The organism is Sphingobacterium sp. Mn56C, assembly GCF_049319645.1.
Classification (GTDB): Bacteria; Bacteroidota; Bacteroidia; order Sphingobacteriales; family Sphingobacteriaceae; genus Sphingobacterium.
Map to the genome: position 1 here is coordinate 188,828 of NZ_JBMOUC010000006.1, position 15,098 is coordinate 203,925.

At 38.6% G+C, this 15,098-nt stretch carries 16 protein-coding genes; 13 read left to right on the plus strand and 3 right to left on the minus strand.

Annotated elements, in window-relative coordinates; all coding sequences use genetic code 11:
• The first annotated feature begins 88 nt into the window (after nucleotides 1-88).
• The 5 genes from rpmB (at nucleotide 89) to rimO (ending at nucleotide 3,335) form a co-directional block, all read left to right on the plus strand.
• Nucleotides 89-322: a 50S ribosomal protein L28 gene (rpmB, locus tag ACL9RF_RS14810; protein WP_021069554.1), complete on the plus strand. Its 234-nt coding sequence runs from the start codon at nucleotides 89-91 to the stop codon at nucleotides 320-322.
• 69 nt (nucleotides 323-391) lie between these two features.
• Nucleotides 392-574 carry a 50S ribosomal protein L33 gene (gene rpmG, locus ACL9RF_RS14815; RefSeq protein ID WP_066755820.1) on the plus strand — a complete coding sequence of 61 codons (183 nt, stop codon included), beginning with the start codon at nucleotides 392-394 and terminating at the stop codon, nucleotides 572-574.
• 45 nt (nucleotides 575-619) lie between these two features.
• Complete coding sequence (locus ACL9RF_RS14820) at nucleotides 620-781, plus strand: DUF4295 domain-containing protein (protein ID WP_422801417.1); 162 nt, start codon at nucleotides 620-622, stop codon at nucleotides 779-781.
• A gap of 141 nt (nucleotides 782-922) precedes the next feature.
• A complete protein-coding gene (gene ftsY / locus ACL9RF_RS14825; RefSeq protein ID WP_422801418.1) occupies nucleotides 923-1,885 on the plus strand; it encodes a signal recognition particle-docking protein FtsY in 963 nt (320 codons plus the stop codon).
• Nucleotides 1,886-2,000: 115 nt separating this feature from the next.
• Nucleotides 2,001-3,335, plus strand: coding sequence for a 30S ribosomal protein S12 methylthiotransferase RimO (gene rimO, locus ACL9RF_RS14830; protein ID WP_422801419.1), 1,335 nt, complete (start codon nucleotides 2,001-2,003; stop codon nucleotides 3,333-3,335).
• An 80-nt stretch (nucleotides 3,336-3,415) separates the two neighbouring features.
• Here the strand turns inward: rimO and ACL9RF_RS14835 are convergent, their stop codons facing one another.
• Nucleotides 3,416-4,243 (minus strand): N-acetylmuramoyl-L-alanine amidase, encoded by an 828-nt coding sequence (locus tag ACL9RF_RS14835; RefSeq protein ID WP_422801420.1) that lies wholly within the window; start codon nucleotides 4,241-4,243, stop codon nucleotides 3,416-3,418.
• A 77-nt stretch (nucleotides 4,244-4,320) separates the two neighbouring features.
• On the opposite strand from ACL9RF_RS14835, the gene rlmN reads away from it, so the two are divergent.
• A complete protein-coding gene (gene rlmN / locus ACL9RF_RS14840; protein WP_422801421.1) occupies nucleotides 4,321-5,415 on the plus strand; it encodes a 23S rRNA (adenine(2503)-C(2))-methyltransferase RlmN in 1,095 nt (364 codons plus the stop codon).
• Between the two features lie 195 nt (nucleotides 5,416-5,610).
• Nucleotides 5,611-6,144 carry a ComF family protein gene (locus tag ACL9RF_RS14845; RefSeq protein ID WP_422801422.1) on the plus strand — a complete coding sequence of 178 codons (534 nt, stop codon included), beginning with the start codon at nucleotides 5,611-5,613 and terminating at the stop codon, nucleotides 6,142-6,144.
• On the opposite strand, the gene ACL9RF_RS14850 is transcribed toward ACL9RF_RS14845, so the two are convergent.
• Nucleotides 6,141-6,527, minus strand: a complete 387-nt coding sequence (locus tag ACL9RF_RS14850; RefSeq protein WP_422801423.1) for a VanZ family protein — start codon at nucleotides 6,525-6,527, stop codon at nucleotides 6,141-6,143. The two genes, ACL9RF_RS14845 and ACL9RF_RS14850, sit on opposite strands and share 4 nt — an antisense overlap.
• A 167-nt stretch (nucleotides 6,528-6,694) precedes the next feature.
• Here ACL9RF_RS14850 and ACL9RF_RS14855 point away from each other — a divergent pair, with 167 nt between their 5' ends.
• From ACL9RF_RS14855 to ACL9RF_RS14880, 6 genes are all read left to right on the plus strand, one after another.
• Nucleotides 6,695-7,042 (plus strand): PadR family transcriptional regulator, encoded by a 348-nt coding sequence (locus tag ACL9RF_RS14855; protein WP_422801424.1) that lies wholly within the window; start codon nucleotides 6,695-6,697, stop codon nucleotides 7,040-7,042.
• 14 nt (nucleotides 7,043-7,056) lie between these two features.
• A complete protein-coding gene (locus tag ACL9RF_RS14860; RefSeq protein ID WP_422801425.1) occupies nucleotides 7,057-8,703 on the plus strand; it encodes a PspC domain-containing protein in 1,647 nt (548 codons plus the stop codon).
• A gap of 58 nt (nucleotides 8,704-8,761) precedes the next feature.
• Nucleotides 8,762-11,200 (plus strand): TonB-dependent receptor domain-containing protein, encoded by a 2,439-nt coding sequence (locus tag ACL9RF_RS14865; RefSeq protein WP_422801426.1) that lies wholly within the window; start codon nucleotides 8,762-8,764, stop codon nucleotides 11,198-11,200.
• A gap of 142 nt (nucleotides 11,201-11,342) precedes the next feature.
• Nucleotides 11,343-11,921 carry a TIGR00730 family Rossman fold protein gene (locus ACL9RF_RS14870; RefSeq protein ID WP_422801427.1) on the plus strand — a complete coding sequence of 193 codons (579 nt, stop codon included), beginning with the start codon at nucleotides 11,343-11,345 and terminating at the stop codon, nucleotides 11,919-11,921.
• Nucleotides 11,922-11,981: 60 nt separating this feature from the next.
• Nucleotides 11,982-12,725, plus strand: a complete 744-nt coding sequence (locus tag ACL9RF_RS14875) for an acyl-[acyl-carrier-protein] thioesterase (RefSeq protein ID WP_422801428.1) — start codon at nucleotides 11,982-11,984, stop codon at nucleotides 12,723-12,725.
• A gap of 73 nt (nucleotides 12,726-12,798) precedes the next feature.
• Complete coding sequence (locus ACL9RF_RS14880; RefSeq protein WP_422801429.1) at nucleotides 12,799-14,094, plus strand: UDP-N-acetylmuramoyl-tripeptide--D-alanyl-D-alanine ligase; 1,296 nt, start codon at nucleotides 12,799-12,801, stop codon at nucleotides 14,092-14,094.
• A gap of 97 nt (nucleotides 14,095-14,191) precedes the next feature.
• Here ACL9RF_RS14880 and ACL9RF_RS14885 read toward each other — a convergent pair whose 3' ends face one another.
• Complete coding sequence (locus ACL9RF_RS14885) at nucleotides 14,192-14,812, minus strand: trimeric intracellular cation channel family protein (protein ID WP_422801430.1); 621 nt, start codon at nucleotides 14,810-14,812, stop codon at nucleotides 14,192-14,194.
• Between the last annotated feature and the right edge of the window lie 286 nt (nucleotides 14,813-15,098).

Genomic DNA, 15,098 nt, shown 5'->3' on the forward strand with positions numbered 1-15,098 from the left:
AATCCAAAAAGAAATTTAGATATTTGCAAACTCTTTGCAGGGAATGCAAAGGGGATTTTGTAATTAGACAACATTAAAAATAAATATCATGTCAAGAATTTGTGATTTAACAGGCAAAACGGCATTAAAAGGTAATAACGTATCGCACTCGAACGTTAAAACTAAACGTAAATTTTACCCGAATTTACAAACTAAACGTTTCTACATTCCTGAAGAAGATCGTTGGATTACTTTGAAGGTGTCTACGTCTGCAATTAAAACGATTAACAAAAACGGAATTACTTCGGTTATCAGTAAATTTATCAAAAAAGGATACGTTTAGTAGATAATCGCCTGTTAATTAAAGATATTCATGAACATTAGTCTTTAGAGATTATAATAAAGTAAAACAATGGCTAAAAAAGGAAATAGAGTACAAGTTATCTTAGAGTGTACTGAACACAAAGAAACTGGTCTTCCAGGTATGTCTCGTTACATTACAACGAAGAACAAGAAAAATACTACAGAACGTTTAGAGTTGAAAAAATTCAACCCTGTTTTGAGAAAAGTAACTGTTCATAAAGAAATTAAATAATCCACTTTTGGGAGCCTTGTGTTTCCCAGTTAAACATATTATACCATGGCAAAGAAAGCGGTAGCATCATTACAAAAAGGTGGTGGTAAAGAATATACAAAAGTAATTATCACGACTAAATCTGCTAAAACTGGCGCGTATACTTTCAAAGAGAGTATGGTGCACAATGACAACGTAAAAGAAGTTGTTGCAACAGCTAGCAAATAAGCAGTAGATATTCCTTTTTTAAAGTTTTTCTTTAAAAAATTGAAAGCCGTTTTGGTCTAGTCGCCGAAAGGGCTTTTTTAGTATGGTTCATTTCTGTATATTTGGGCAGATTTTTTTCGTATTACGTTAAGGTAATCATAAATGGGTTTATTCGATTTTTTTAAAAAGAAACAAGAAACTCCTGAAGCCCAAGAGGCGCTGGATAAAGGCTTGGAAAAAACTAAGGAGGGTTTTTTCTCCAAAATCACTAAAGCGGTAGTGGGGAAATCTACTATAGACGACGATGTCTTGGATAACCTTGAAGAGGTATTGGTGACATCGGATGTGGGCGTAACAACGACCTTAAAAATTGTAGATCGTATTCAGCAACGGGTAGCCAAAGATAAGTACGTAGGTACTGACGAATTGAACAGATTGCTAAAGGAAGAAATTCAAGGTTTACTAGCCGAAAATAATAGTACCGACTTTGATAGCTTTGAATATGGCAACCATAAACCGTATGTTATTATGGTGGTTGGTGTCAATGGTGTCGGTAAAACAACAACAATAGGAAAGTTAGCACATCAACTTAAAGAGGCCGGAAATAAGGTCGTTCTTGGCGCTGCTGATACGTTTAGAGCGGCAGCCGTAGATCAGATTAAACTTTGGGGAGAGCGTGTAGGTGTGCGCGTTGTAGCGCAGGCTATGGGCTCCGATCCGGCATCGGTGGCTTTCGATACCATAAAATCTGCCGTTTCCAATGGCGATGATGTCGCAATTATTGATACGGCTGGCCGCTTGCATAATAAGGTGGGATTAATGAACGAGCTGGGGAAAATTAAAAATGTTATGCAGAAGGTAATTCCGGGTGCACCGCATGAAATCTTGTTGGTGCTCGACGCTTCTACCGGGCAAAATGCTATTGAACAATGTACCCAGTTTACGCAAGCTACGGATGTAAATGCCTTGGCTTTGACGAAGCTGGATGGAACCGCAAAAGGTGGCGTTGTTATCGGGATATCGGATCAGTTTAAAATTCCGGTTAAGTATATTGGTGTGGGAGAGAAGATTGGTGACTTGCAGTTGTTCAATAAAAAGGATTTTGTCGACTCTTTATTTAATTAATAATTCGATAGTTTAAAATATAGGGCTCCTCTGGCTGTTCTTAACAGGAGAGGAGTTCTTTTATATACTCCCTTGCAATCCTTTGGGATATGCTGTAGGGCGAAATAAGTAATACATGAAAACAAAAAAAAGTGCCCTTCGTACCGTAAGCCATAAACCTCGTGTAAACGTGGTTACGCTTGGTTGTTCTAAAAATATTCACGATAGTGAGGTTTTAATGGGCCAGTTAAAAGGTAATCAGATCGAGGTGGTGCACGAATCTACAAATATTCAGGCCAACGATATTGTGGTTATTAATACCTGTGGTTTTATTGATAACGCTAAGCAGGAGTCTATCGATACTATTCTCCAGTTTTCGGAATTAAAAGATCAGGGCAAAGTAAATAAAGTTATTGTTACAGGATGCCTTTCTGAGCGTTATAAGCCTGAATTGCAAAGTGAAATATCGAATGTTGATGCCTATTTTGGGACAAATGATCTCCCTGATTTATTGTCGTCAATAGGTGCAGATTACCGACATGAATTACTTGGCGAACGTTTGTTGACTACGCCTTCGCATTACTCGTATTTTAAAATTGCAGAGGGTTGTAACCGCCCTTGTTCTTTCTGTGCAATCCCTTTAATGCGGGGAAAACATGTGTCTAAATCTATCGACGACTTAGTGAAAGAAGCTAAATTTTTAGCATCCAATGGCACGAAAGAGCTTATTTTAATTGCTCAGGATTTAACGTATTATGGTTTAGATATCTATGGTAAACGTAATTTATCTGACTTGTTAAGACATCTTTCAGACGTGGATGGTATCGAATGGATCCGTTTACAATATGCTTATCCATCGGGATTCCCTATGGATATTTTAGATGCCATGAACGAACGCAGCAATATTTGTAATTACCTGGATATGCCACTACAGCATATTACCGATAATATGCTTACCTCCATGCGCCGTGGTACGAGTAAACAAAAGCAGATCGATTTGGTCAATAAAATTCGGGATAAGGTGCCAGATATTGCCTTGCGTACAACGTTAATCTGTGGATACCCTGGCGAAACGGAACAGGATTTCCAAGAGATGTTAAGCTGGGTTGAGGATACTCGTTTTGATCGTTTAGGCTGTTTTACGTATTCGCATGAAGAAAAAACTCATGCGCATACTTTAATAGATGATGTGCCTGAAGAGGTGAAACAAGAACGTGTTGATGCAATCATGGAAGTACAACAGGGAATATCGTACGAGATTAATCAAACAAAAGTAGGAAATACATATAAGGTGCTGGTAGATCGTGTCGATGGCGACTATTTTATCGGCCGTACTGAATTTGACTCGCCAGAGGTAGACAACGAAGTGGTATTAAATGCCAAAGAAAACTACGCTAGAATTGGCGATTTTGTTCATGTTACCGTGGATCGAGCAGAGGATTTCGACCTTTACGGTTCTATCGTAAAATAAGCATACTTCAAGAGTTCTTATGCGATAGGTTTCGACATTTTCTTTAGCCGTTAACCTATCGCTTATGCTTAGTTTATATCTTATAAATACTGCTTAAAGATTGCATATAAAATCTTTAAGTCTTCATCCGTTAAATTTCCTGAATTTATATCTTTTTGAATATAGTGTCTTTTGAAGGCTTTTATAGCTGCTTCCGTATTTTTTACATCATATCCTATTATCCGTAAAGCCAGCTTCGGATCAAAATTTTCTGGTGCTGCCTCTAAATTCGTTCCGTACCAATACCCGAAACCATTTTCTGCCAATTTTTTCCACGGAAACCTACTTGGATCATTTTTTCGTGCCGGAGCAAAGTCCATATGTCCAATAAAATTAGCTTGTGGTATTTTGTAGGTATTTTTTAAGTATGTCAATACTTGGATAAGGGCGTCGATTTGCGCGTCTGTCCATGGATCTGTAGTGCCGTTGTTGTCTAGTTCAATACCGATAGAAGATGAGTTTAAATCTGTATCGTTGCCCCACTTGCCAGCGCCGGCATGGTGTGATCTAAACAGGTCGTTGATCATCTGAACTACTTTTCCATCTCTTCCGATAACATAATGGGCGCTAACCTCTAGTTTGGCATTTTGAAAAGTTTTTATAGTCTGGGCTAAGGAGTCTTGGGCCGTATGGTGTATCATCACAAAATTTGGCTTCCGTGTACCAAAATTTATACTGGCAATCCATTCCTTATTGGCCGTGTTAACCTTTTCTAATTGCCCTATACTGGGGGTTGCGGCATATGTTTTGGAAAACTCTTTGGCTTTGGCTTTGTAGATTTTTTCCGTTGTTGCATACTTACCTTGCTTGCAAGAAGCGAATAGGGTTAAGGAAAGCAGTGCGGTAATAATCGTTCTTTTTGTCATCATTTTTCTCCTTAAATTAGCTGCAATTTAGCTATTTATAATTATAATATTTTCGTAATTATATGGAAAGCCAATAGGTAATGGTTTTAGCTAACAAAATTTCATGTATCTTTGCAGCCGTGATAAAAACAAATAAAATAATCGATATCCGTAGTCTTTCGTTGGAACAATTGAAAGAGAAACTTGTTGAAATGGGCGAGAAGGGGTTTCGTGCGAAACAGATCTACGAGTGGTTATGGCAAAAGTCGATTACCGACTTTGATCAGATGACAAATCTAAGTAAGGAGTTGAGAGATACGCTTAAAGCTAATTTTCAGATTAATTACGTACAGGTAAAACAATCGCAAATTAGTTCGGATAAAACCATCAAGAGTAGTTTTGTTCTTTATGATGGCAATATCATTGAGGGCGTTTTAATTCCTGCTCCCGAACGCATGACGGCCTGTGTTTCCTCACAAGTGGGCTGTAGTTTAACCTGTAAGTTTTGTGCCACAGGTTATATGGATCGTAAGCGTAATCTTAATGCCGATGAAATTTACGACCAGGTGGTGCTAATTGCAAAACAAGCGCAGGAGAACTATAATATTCCGCTTTCAAATATTGTTTATATGGGTATGGGAGAGCCATTGCTTAATTATGCCAATATGATGAAGTCTATCGAGCGTATTACCGCCGAAGATGGGCTTAATATGGCGGCGAAGCGTATTACAGTTTCTACCGCCGGTATCGCAAAGATGATTAAGAAGTTAGGTGATGATCAGGTGCGCTTTAATTTAGCCTTGTCATTGCATGCTGCAAACGACCAAAAGCGGAATGAAATTATGCCTATCAATGAGCAGAATTCATTGAAAGCATTGGCCGAAGCATTGCGTTATTACTATTCAAAAACAAAAAATGCAGTTACCTTCGAATATATTGTTTTTCATAATTTTAACGATGAAATACAGGATGCGAAAGAGCTCGCAGATTTTTGTAAACATATCCCGTGTAAGGTAAATATCATTGAATATAACCCTATTGCATTGGCTGATTTTGTAAATGCAGAGGCTGATAAAATTGACGCATTTGCCGAGTATTTACGGAGTAGGGGGATAGTGACCAATGTACGTAGGTCCAGAGGTAAGGATATTGACGCTGCCTGTGGCCAATTGGCCATTAAAGAAAAAACAAATTAAAATGGTATCTTTAACAGATACCATTTTTTGTTTGATGTGGTGCTTAACCAATTTATAAAAGACTTATTGTATGTATTGCTGCCGGATGTATGTCTAGCCTGCGCTAACGTTCTACGTACAAAAGAAAGGTTCATCTGTATTTCCTGTCGGTACCATTTACCTATTACAGACTACCATACAAGTGCAAATAATCCTATGCGCAGGAAATTGTGGGGTAGATTGAACGTAAATTTTGCTGCAGCCATGTTGTATCTTTCTAAATCATCCCGAGTGGAATCTTTGGTGCATCAATTAAAATATAAAAAGAAACCCCAGGTCGGAATATTTTTAGGCGAAATCTATGCCCCTTATCTGGAGGCTTATCTTCTGCAGTATCCTGTAGATTTAATTGTGCCTATTCCGGTGCATTCTTCTACATTAAAAAAACGCGGGTATAATCAGGCTGAAAAGTTTGCCCAGGGCCTTGGGCTTATGCTACATGTCCCGGTAGATCGGCACATTCTTATCCGCCCCAAAAGAGCGGCAAGTCAAGTAACGTTAAAAAAAATAGCCCGTTTAGATAATCTTGAAGGTGCTTTTGCGCTCCATCCAAAGGCAGTATTACGGCGTAATATGCATATCTTATTGGTTGATGATGTGTTTACTACGGGGGCAACAATATGTGAAGCCGGAAGGTTACTTGTTGCTGCGGGGGTATCCGTTAGCGTGGTTACCTTGGCAACCGCTTAAGTTCTACTTTTTCTACGTTTATAAAATAATACAAAGGCAAAGCTCGACATGCCTAAACCTACAGCATCTGCAAAAATATCCCATACATCTGCCGACCGTGTAGGGGATAGGTACTTTTGTGCCAACTCGGTTAAAATGGCAAAACCTACCGTAACAGTTACTATAGTAAATAGGGTGATCCACTTATTGGCTTTCCGATCGGTACTGTGTATAACGGCCCAATATAGTAGGGTCGTTAAAACAAAAAATATTCCGCAGTGAACAAGTTTATCAAAACCTTCAAATACGGGATATCCGCTAAACTCTTTAGCCGGAAGAAGCATTATAGTTAGCATAAATGCTGCCCATAATATGGCCCATAGATAACTTATTATGTATTTCATTGATTCAAATCTCGGATAAAATTATGACAATATTATTATTTATTAATAAAAATTGTTTCGGACTTAAAATTATTTAATTGATATACAGTGTTTTAGTTGTTTCTTTTGTTTTTTTATAGTACTATGTATTGCAAAGTACCATCTAAAGGATATATCTTTGTATTATTATGATAGCAGAAAATACAATTACCCAAATGCGGAAGGGGATACTGGAATACTGTATCCTATCGATTATTTCGAAGGGGGAAATTTATGCATCTGATATTATTGCCGAACTAAAGCGCTCTCAGTTATTGGTCGTTGAAGGAACCTTGTATCCTTTGTTAACACGGTTAAAAAACAATGGGCTTTTAAGTTATAGCTGGCAAGAATCTACATCAGGCCCACCCCGAAAGTATTATCAAATAACCCCTGAAGGCGTCCAGGTGCTCCATAAATTGGACATTACCTGGAAAGAATTGGTTTTTGCGGTAGAAACTGCATTAACAGAACGTAAACCTAATATTGACGAATAAACCTTAACAGCGTTATGAACAAGACAATCATTATAAATATAAATAGCATTGTATTTCACATTGAAGAGGATGCTTATGAGACATTAAGAAGCTACATGATCGAAATTAAACGGCATTTTAGTGGCTCTACAGATAGTGGCGAGATTCTGCAGGATATAGAAAATCGAATTGCAGAGATGTTTAATGAGCGCATTCATCAGGGTAAAAAAGAGGTTATTTCCATGTCTGATGTGAAGGAGGTTATCACGCAAATGGGGCGCGTTAGTGATTTTGAAACCGACGACGATGCTGCTGCTGAGCCAATTGCACCTGCCGATGAACCTATTCGGGAAGAGACTCGATTTGCCTACTTGGAAAAAAAATTGATGCGTAACCCGGATGATAAAGTAGTGGGTGGGGTATGTAGTGGTTTGGCTTATTATTTTGATATTCATGTTAGATGGGTGCGTGTGTTATTTGTTCTTTTCTTTTTATTGGGCGGTTCATCGGTGTTACTATATGTGGTATTATGGGCGGTTATGCCTTTGGCTACAAGCCGTGCAGATCGCATGTCTATGCGTGGGGAGGAGCCCAACTTGCAAAACTTTAAAAAGAGCTTTGAGGAGGAGATTGACCCTTATAGGGATGATTTTTCTTCGGCTAAAACCCATTTAGCGAAGAATAGTAAAGCTTTCGGAGGCGCTCTATCTGATTTTTTTCGCCTACTTGGTAAGGGTATAGCTTTGTGTATGCTGATTTTTTGCGGCATGGCAATTTTTGGTTTACTGTTTGTTTGGGTGGGTTTTTGTACGGGCATTTTAGGCTATCAGGATGGAATGGTTTTTCCACCTACAGAGTATTTGCCTAAGGGGCATGCTTTAATCGCGATTACGGCAGGTGTGTTGGCCAATGCGATTCCTTTTATCGCTTTATTCTATATTTTCTTACGTATTGTTTTTCAGACGAAACCAATGAATACTTACCTGTCGCTTAGTTTATGGGCGGGATGGATAGTTTCTGTTATTACTATTTTATTTTATATTTTTTGGTCTTTGCAGGACTTTAAACAGTCGACCGTTATAAAAGTGGACAAACCGTTGGCGGTGCAGAATGTTTATCATTTATCGGAAAAGGATATTCATGTTATTGAAGCTTCTATGATGGATGATGGAGAGAAGAAATATTCTTTAGATGGTACGAGTAAACTTGGTTCTGGCTATTTCCGTGATAATATCGATATTAAGTTTCAATACCTAGACTCGCTTGAGAAACCTTTTATACAATACAGTTATTTTGCCAAAGGAAAAACAGCTGCATTAGCCGCAGAGAGAGCTTCAAAAATAAATTATCTCGCAAAACAGACGAAGGGTAAAATTTTGTTTGATAGCCATTTTGTGCTGCCTTCGAAACAATCGTATAGGGAGCAATCGGTTTCCGTGGTGATGTTTTTACCCATCGGTTCGAAGGTTACCATCGACGAATCGCTTCAATATAAGGTGTGGGATCTGCCTTATCTAAATTGTTTAAATGAGTATGCTAATCTGAATAGCGTTAAACAAACGGAATGGATTATGAAAAAATCGGGCTTAAGCTGTGCCCCTGCACACGTGGAACAGTCCAAGAAGGAAAAAAATAAAGGATATGAGGCAACCGACAACGATGAGGAGGCGTCTGATGATTAGGGTTTACTCTTCATTACATTAATAATTCTTATAAATAATATAATCAACCTAAACTAACATGAATAGTATGAAATATTTCTCCTTGCTTATTATCTGTATGCTGGGCTTTGTCTCATTTGGCCGGGCAAAATCGGATCCTACAATAACCGGGAGGATAATAAACCAAAAGCAAGAGGCTATACCTGGGGCATCGGTATATTTACTTACAGCAAATGCAAAAGGCCTTATTAAGGCTGCTATTACAAACGACGCTGGTGTATTTACACTTTCTGGTTATCCGAAAGGTCGTTTTATTGTTGAAGTTTCTGCCATAGGTTACACCAAAGCTGTCTCTGATGCTTTTGATGCAGGAGATAGTGCACTTCAAATTCCTACACTTACTTTAAACGCTATAAATACAGAAATTGCTGCTGTAACAGTTACCGGAGACCTGCCGCAAATTCAAAGTAAAAACGGCAAACTGGTCATGAACGTAGAAAATTCTTCTCTTGCAGCGGGTAATAATGCACTTGATATTCTAAAAAGGGCACCTGGCGTTGATGTGGATAAGGATAATAATATTAGTTTAATGGGGCAACAGGGCGTGAATGTTACCATCGATGGACGGCAGACGTATATGACTGCGGAACAATTGGCGACTTTATTGAAAAGTACCGATGGTAGTCAGATTAAAAGTATTGAAGTGTCTACAACGCGCTCTGCAAAGGAGGATGCCGAAGGTGCTGGCGGTGTTATAAATATCAGCATGAAGAAAAATCGTATGGAGGGCTTTAATGGTAATTTTTTGGCTAGTGCTGCTGCAGGTAAACATTTTCGTGGCAACTCTAGTGTAAACCTGAATTACCGCAAAAATAATACGACGGTTTTTGGTAATTATTCCTATATGGATAATGAACTGGCTATGGATATCGGTGTAAAAAGGATTTTGCCCGATGGTGTTAGTCAAACGGCATTTGATCAATTTACCCTTTTAAAAGAGCGTGATAAAACGCATAACTATAAGTTCGGAATTGAACAGAAAACTTCGGATCGTAATACCTTGGTATGGCAGTTTACCGGAAATAATAACTTGGAAAAACAAGATAGCCGCAGTGAAACTTTGATGGGTGCTCAGCTTGGGGGGATTGTCGACTCTACTTTATTTTCAACGAGTTATGGCAAGAAGTTTTTTGATCGTTATTCCTTTAACTTAAATAATGAATTTAAAATAGATACCTTGGGTAGAAAAATTACGGCTGATGTGGATTATAGCTCCTTTAAAACCAATAACGGTGTTAATTATGGTTATATGACCGAATTTCTTAATCCTGTACGCCCTAATCCTGAAGACCAACGTCGTCTGGAGCAGGAGCGTAGCTTCTCGGATGCTACTATTAAAATCATTGTCGCTAAGGTTGATTATACGCAGCCTCTGGGTAAAGGAACCTTGGAGGCGGGGGCGAAGTATAGCCGTGTAGCATCGGATAATAGCATTAAATTCGAGTATTTGAAGCTGGAGGAGTGGAATAATTTTACCAACCGTACAAATAATTTTGATTATGTAGAGCAGATTACTGCTGGATATATTGACTATGCGCAGCAACTTAAAAAATGGGGCTATAAGATTGGGCTTCGTTTAGAGCATACCAATTCGGATGGCGTTTCTGTAACCATAAATAAACAGGTGAATAGAGACTATTTAGATTATTTTCCATCGGCTTCATTGAGCTACAATCTAAACCCTAATCATGTGTTTAGCTTAAGTTACGCGCGTAAGGTAATGCGACCGAATTACCGTTTCCTGAATCCTTTTGAAGAGTACCTGGATAAACGTACGTTTATGAAAGGGAATCCCAATTTGAAACCTCAGTACACCGATGGGTTTATGCTAAATTATACCTTATATAAAATGTTTAACGTAGCCCTTGGGTTCGACCATGCCTCTGGTGCTATCGTCGAAAGTATAGGGCAGGATACTATTGCAAAGACGACTTGGGTAATACGTGAAAACTTGGCTACACAGAATACGGCTTACTTGAATTTAACCATACCCGCTCGTATTGGTAAGCGATGGACTATATTTAATAACTTAACGGGTATTTATATGAACTTTAAGGGGCCTATTGCTGGCGATGTGGTCAACCAGGGGTCTCTATTTTTCCAAGGTAACTCCACCCATAATTTTAAGTTTAGCAAACAGTTCACATCAGAGGTCGCCATTCGGTATTACTCTCCATTTATATATAATGTTTACCGAATAGAAGGCCGTTTTAACACCGATATCGGACTGTCGTATAATGTAAAGGATCAGCGGAGCTCTTTTAAGCTTGCCGTAACGGATGTGTTCCACTCTAACCATAATAACTTAAAAACTAATTATGGTAAGTTTAATTCCAGCATTGCTCAGTATAACGATAATCAAACCATAAGGTTGACCTTTACCTACAAGTTTGGTAACCTTAAACAGGTCATTAGTAAACGGGATAGCGGTAGTGACGAAAAGGATCGTGCCCTGTAGCTTTACATATTTTATAGGTTTTGTTTAGTCAGAAGGTGCGCGTTATAGCACCTTCTGCTGTTTTCATGGGTCTTGCATTTTTGTGCTTATCTTTTCCTGTGTTTTGGCTGGTATTTTATAGATTACTTCTTAGTTTTGTTTTATGAAATTAAAGAGCATTGCAGTGTTTTGTGCCTCTAGTGAAGGTAACGATAGGGTTTATGTAACGGCAGCAAAACAGGTTGGTGCGTTTTTTGCCCAAAATAATATTAGACTGATATATGGTGGTGGAAATGTTGGGTTGATGGGGGCTGTAGCAGATGCTGTTATGGAAAACCAGGGTACCGTGATTGGTGTAATACCGTACTTTTTAAGCGACAAAGAGGTTGGCCATACGGGTATTACCGAGCTTATTAACGTCGATAGTATGCATCAACGTAAACAGAAAATGAGTGACCTCGCGGAAGGTTTTATTGCCTTGCCAGGAGGTTTTGGAACCTTGGAAGAGCTTTTTGAAATCATTACTTGGGCGCAGTTGGGTTTACATAATAAGCCTGTAGGTATTTTAAATACAAATGGCTTCTATACCACACTTATTGCCTTTATCGATCAGATGGTGGAATCTGGTCTTTTAAAAAAAGAAAATAGAGCGATGCTTTTGGTGGCCGATACGTTGGATGAACTCCTCTCTATGATGGAAAGCTATATCCCCGTGTATGTCCCTAAATGGATCGAAAAGTAAGTATGTTTAGGTTAATCGGGCAGTTGGACTTCCTGCTCGTGTGATGCAAAAATTTTTAGTATGCCTATAGCGAAAGATTTTACCGCCGTTTTTAAAAAAGATTGGGCTATTGATTTTTCCCAATGTTACCCGAATAGGGGGTTGAAAATTCCGGAACTCGCAAACTTGCTGCAGTTAACGGCGGCAAAGCACGCGGAAATGGGTGGTCTAGGTTTTTTTGACCTCCAAGAGGATAACCAGGTTTGGGTGATGAATAGAATGCGTATCGAATTTTATAAATGGCCCGAATGGTTAAATAAGATTGAAATTAAAACCTGGATAACGGAACTTAAGGGCGCCAAGTCTAATCGAAACTTTGTGGTTTCCTCGGGTGGTATGCCTTATATTGGAGTATCTTCACTATGGGCAATCTTTAATACGACAACGCGTAGACCTGATGTTTTGCTGAAGGATAAAAGTCATATTGATGTTTTTCCAGAATTGCAGGCTACAAAGGAGCTCAATCAGCGGCTTAATTTGGATTTTGAACCTGTAGACGCGCTTCTTTATCGGGTGCAATTTTCAGATTTAGATATTGTTAACCATGTGAATAATACCAAATACTTGGAATGGTGCCTTAATGTGGTTGACCCTTGTTATATTTTGGATAAAAAAATTAGGGCTATTGATGTCAATTTTTTAAAAGAGCTCAGCTTAGGAGACCATATCCAAATTGCTAAAGTCATGGATGCTAATCAAATTAAGTTTAAAATCCTGAAGGATGGACAGCTTTGTTTTGGTTGTGTGATTACCTTAAACCTGTGAAAATTTTTAATTTATTCCTGCTGTAATTGAGGTATCTGTTTGTTATTTTTGTTCCACTAAATACTCGTTCGTTATGCAGATAGAAGCCTTATATGAAATCTTTTTACAGCACCCGGTAATTTCTACCGATACACGTAGTATAAAAAAGGATAGTCTATTTTTTGCCTTAAAAGGCGACAACTTTAATGGTAATGCGTTTGCTGCCCAGGCTTTGGCGAATGGTGCGAAGTATGTTGTGGTGGATGAGGAGCATATGGCTGTGGATGATCGTTATATTTATGTAAATGATGTGTTAACGGCTTTGCAGGACTTGGCACGTTTCCATCGCCAACAGCTGAATATTCCTGTAGTAGGAATTACCGGAACGAATGGTAAAACTACTTCTAAGGAGCTGTTGTATGCTGTACTTTCACAACGGTATAAAACGTTTGCGACTCAAGGGAACTTAAATAATCACATCGGCGTTCCGCTGACTTTATTGGCGATTGATAGTAGTATAGAAATTGCTATTATAGAAATGGGTGCCAATCATGTCGGTGAAATTGCTTTGCTTGCCCGTATTGCACAACCTACTTGTGGTCTAATTACAAATGTCGGTAAGGCGCACCTAGAGGGGTTTGGTTCTTTCGATGGGGTAAAAAGGGCTAAAGGTGAACTTTATGATTACCTCCAGGATCATAAGGGGACTTTATTTCTGCAAGGCGATAATCCTTATTTGATCGAGATGTTTAACCAGCGTTCCATAAATAAGGTGTTGCGTTATGGCTTTTCAGAAGATAATGATATTATAGGTAGTTTGCTTATTGCCGATCCATATTTGTCAATTTCATGGCACCAGAAGGATAGCGCTACCGCGTATACGGTGCGAACAAATTTAACGGGTTCCTATAATATAGAAAATTTCCTGGCCGCCATTGCTGTAGGGTTATTTTTTGATATCGATCCAGAGCGGATAAATAAGGGGATTGCGGCTTACATTCCGCAAAACAACAGATCGCAGATTACGCATACTAGTCGTAATACGGTTGTAGCCGATTTTTATAATGCGAACGCTAGTAGTATGGCAGCGGCATTAGATAATATTCGGGTGCTGACGGCTGATCATAAAGTAGTTGTTCTGGGTGATATGTTTGAAATGGGCGACGAGGCTTTTATTGAACATCAGCGCATAATTGAATTGGCTACAACTATACCGCTCGATAGATTGATATTTGTGGGTAGAGAATTTTTTAAACAGCGGTCTGAGAAGGCTGAGTTTTATGAAACGACCGACGATGCTTTAATACAGCTAAAGGATATTAATAATGCTTTTATTTTATTGAAAGCTTCCAGGGGTATGGCGTTTGAAAAGATCTTAGAAATCCTTTAACGGCATCGTTAATGGATTTCTAAGGCTGTAGTAAATATTAGTAATTAGTAACTAGTAATTAATCATTAATTACTTTTTAGTCTTTAGTCTTTAGTCTTTAGTCGTCCTTCTTGGTTATGGGTTTCACCGCCGGTAACGATAGGTTATATTTTACGGATATAAGTCGGATAAGAACCACCAAACTGGCACTAATAAAGGCATTCCAGGCATTGTCTAATCCGAAATGATTAAGTACAACAAATAATGAGGCACCAGATAAACAGGCAGAGGCATAGATTTCTTTACGTAGTATAAGCGGTGTTTCATTCATTAAGGTATCGCGAATCACTCCCCCCATTGCTGCTGAAAACATACCCAACATTATGGCAGCAATATTACTGCTTCCATAATCTAATGATTTCTGTGTGCCCACCACTGTAAAAAAGCCAATACCAATGGCGTCAAATAATGTTAACGTCTTGGCTAGGGTATAAAGTTGTTTGTTGGCGATAGCAGAAATAAATACGCCGATAAAAATGGCGATTAAGTAATTGCCATCTTCCACCCATACCGGGCGAATATTTAAGAATACATCCCGAAGTGATCCTCCACCAATTGCGGTAACAAAACCTATAAAGGTAGCGCCGAAAATATCTATGCCTTGACGATGTGCAGCCATAGCACCAGAAATGGCAAATACCATTGTCCCTAATAAATCAATTCCGTAAATTATGTTCATAATGAAATTTCTGCCAACAATAATACGTAAAATGATGGGTTTCATAAAAAATCAAACCTTAATCTGCTGCGGTATTATATAATAATTGCTCCGAAAACACTGCTTTTTGAATTGTTTAGTTTAATGTTTCTATTTTACATCGCTTGGTTTGTTAATTATTTATCGATAAATGAGTGGGTTACGCGGTTGTGTGGTTTTTTTTCTACAATAGGCTTGGAAGTAATATAAAAATGTCGCTATCTTTGCACCACTCCGCAAGGGAGGGACGGTCGAAAGATTATTGAAA

Bases quoted from the DNA above. Each gene is read 5' to 3' on its own strand.
- ACL9RF_RS14835 (WP_422801420.1), bottom strand. From the start codon at position 4,243: ATGATGACAAAAAGAACGATTATTACCGCACTGCTTTCCTTAACCCTA.
- rpmB (WP_021069554.1), top strand. From the start codon at position 89: ATGTCAAGAATTTGTGATTTAACAGGCAAAACGGCATTAAAAGGTAAT.
- ACL9RF_RS14870 (WP_422801427.1), top strand. From the start codon at position 11,343: ATGAAATTAAAGAGCATTGCAGTGTTTTGTGCCTCTAGTGAAGGTAAC.
- ACL9RF_RS14820 (WP_422801417.1), top strand. From the start codon at position 620: ATGGCAAAGAAAGCGGTAGCATCATTACAAAAAGGTGGTGGTAAAGAA.
- ACL9RF_RS14880 (WP_422801429.1), top strand. From the start codon at position 12,799: ATGCAGATAGAAGCCTTATATGAAATCTTTTTACAGCACCCGGTAATT.
- rlmN (WP_422801421.1), top strand. From the start codon at position 4,321: ATGGTTTTAGCTAACAAAATTTCATGTATCTTTGCAGCCGTGATAAAA.
- ACL9RF_RS14850 (WP_422801423.1), bottom strand. From the start codon at position 6,527: ATGAAATACATAATAAGTTATCTATGGGCCATATTATGGGCAGCATTT.
- rimO (WP_422801419.1), top strand. From the start codon at position 2,001: ATGAAAACAAAAAAAAGTGCCCTTCGTACCGTAAGCCATAAACCTCGT.
- ACL9RF_RS14865 (WP_422801426.1), top strand. From the start codon at position 8,762: ATGAATAGTATGAAATATTTCTCCTTGCTTATTATCTGTATGCTGGGC.
- ACL9RF_RS14885 (WP_422801430.1), bottom strand. From the start codon at position 14,812: ATGAACATAATTTACGGAATTGATTTATTAGGGACAATGGTATTTGCC.
- ACL9RF_RS14860 (WP_422801425.1), top strand. From the start codon at position 7,057: ATGAACAAGACAATCATTATAAATATAAATAGCATTGTATTTCACATT.
- rpmG (WP_066755820.1), top strand. From the start codon at position 392: ATGGCTAAAAAAGGAAATAGAGTACAAGTTATCTTAGAGTGTACTGAA.
- ACL9RF_RS14845 (WP_422801422.1), top strand. From the start codon at position 5,611: ATGCGCAGGAAATTGTGGGGTAGATTGAACGTAAATTTTGCTGCAGCC.
- ACL9RF_RS14855 (WP_422801424.1), top strand. From the start codon at position 6,695: ATGATAGCAGAAAATACAATTACCCAAATGCGGAAGGGGATACTGGAA.
- ftsY (WP_422801418.1), top strand. From the start codon at position 923: ATGGGTTTATTCGATTTTTTTAAAAAGAAACAAGAAACTCCTGAAGCC.
- ACL9RF_RS14875 (WP_422801428.1), top strand. From the start codon at position 11,982: ATGCCTATAGCGAAAGATTTTACCGCCGTTTTTAAAAAAGATTGGGCT.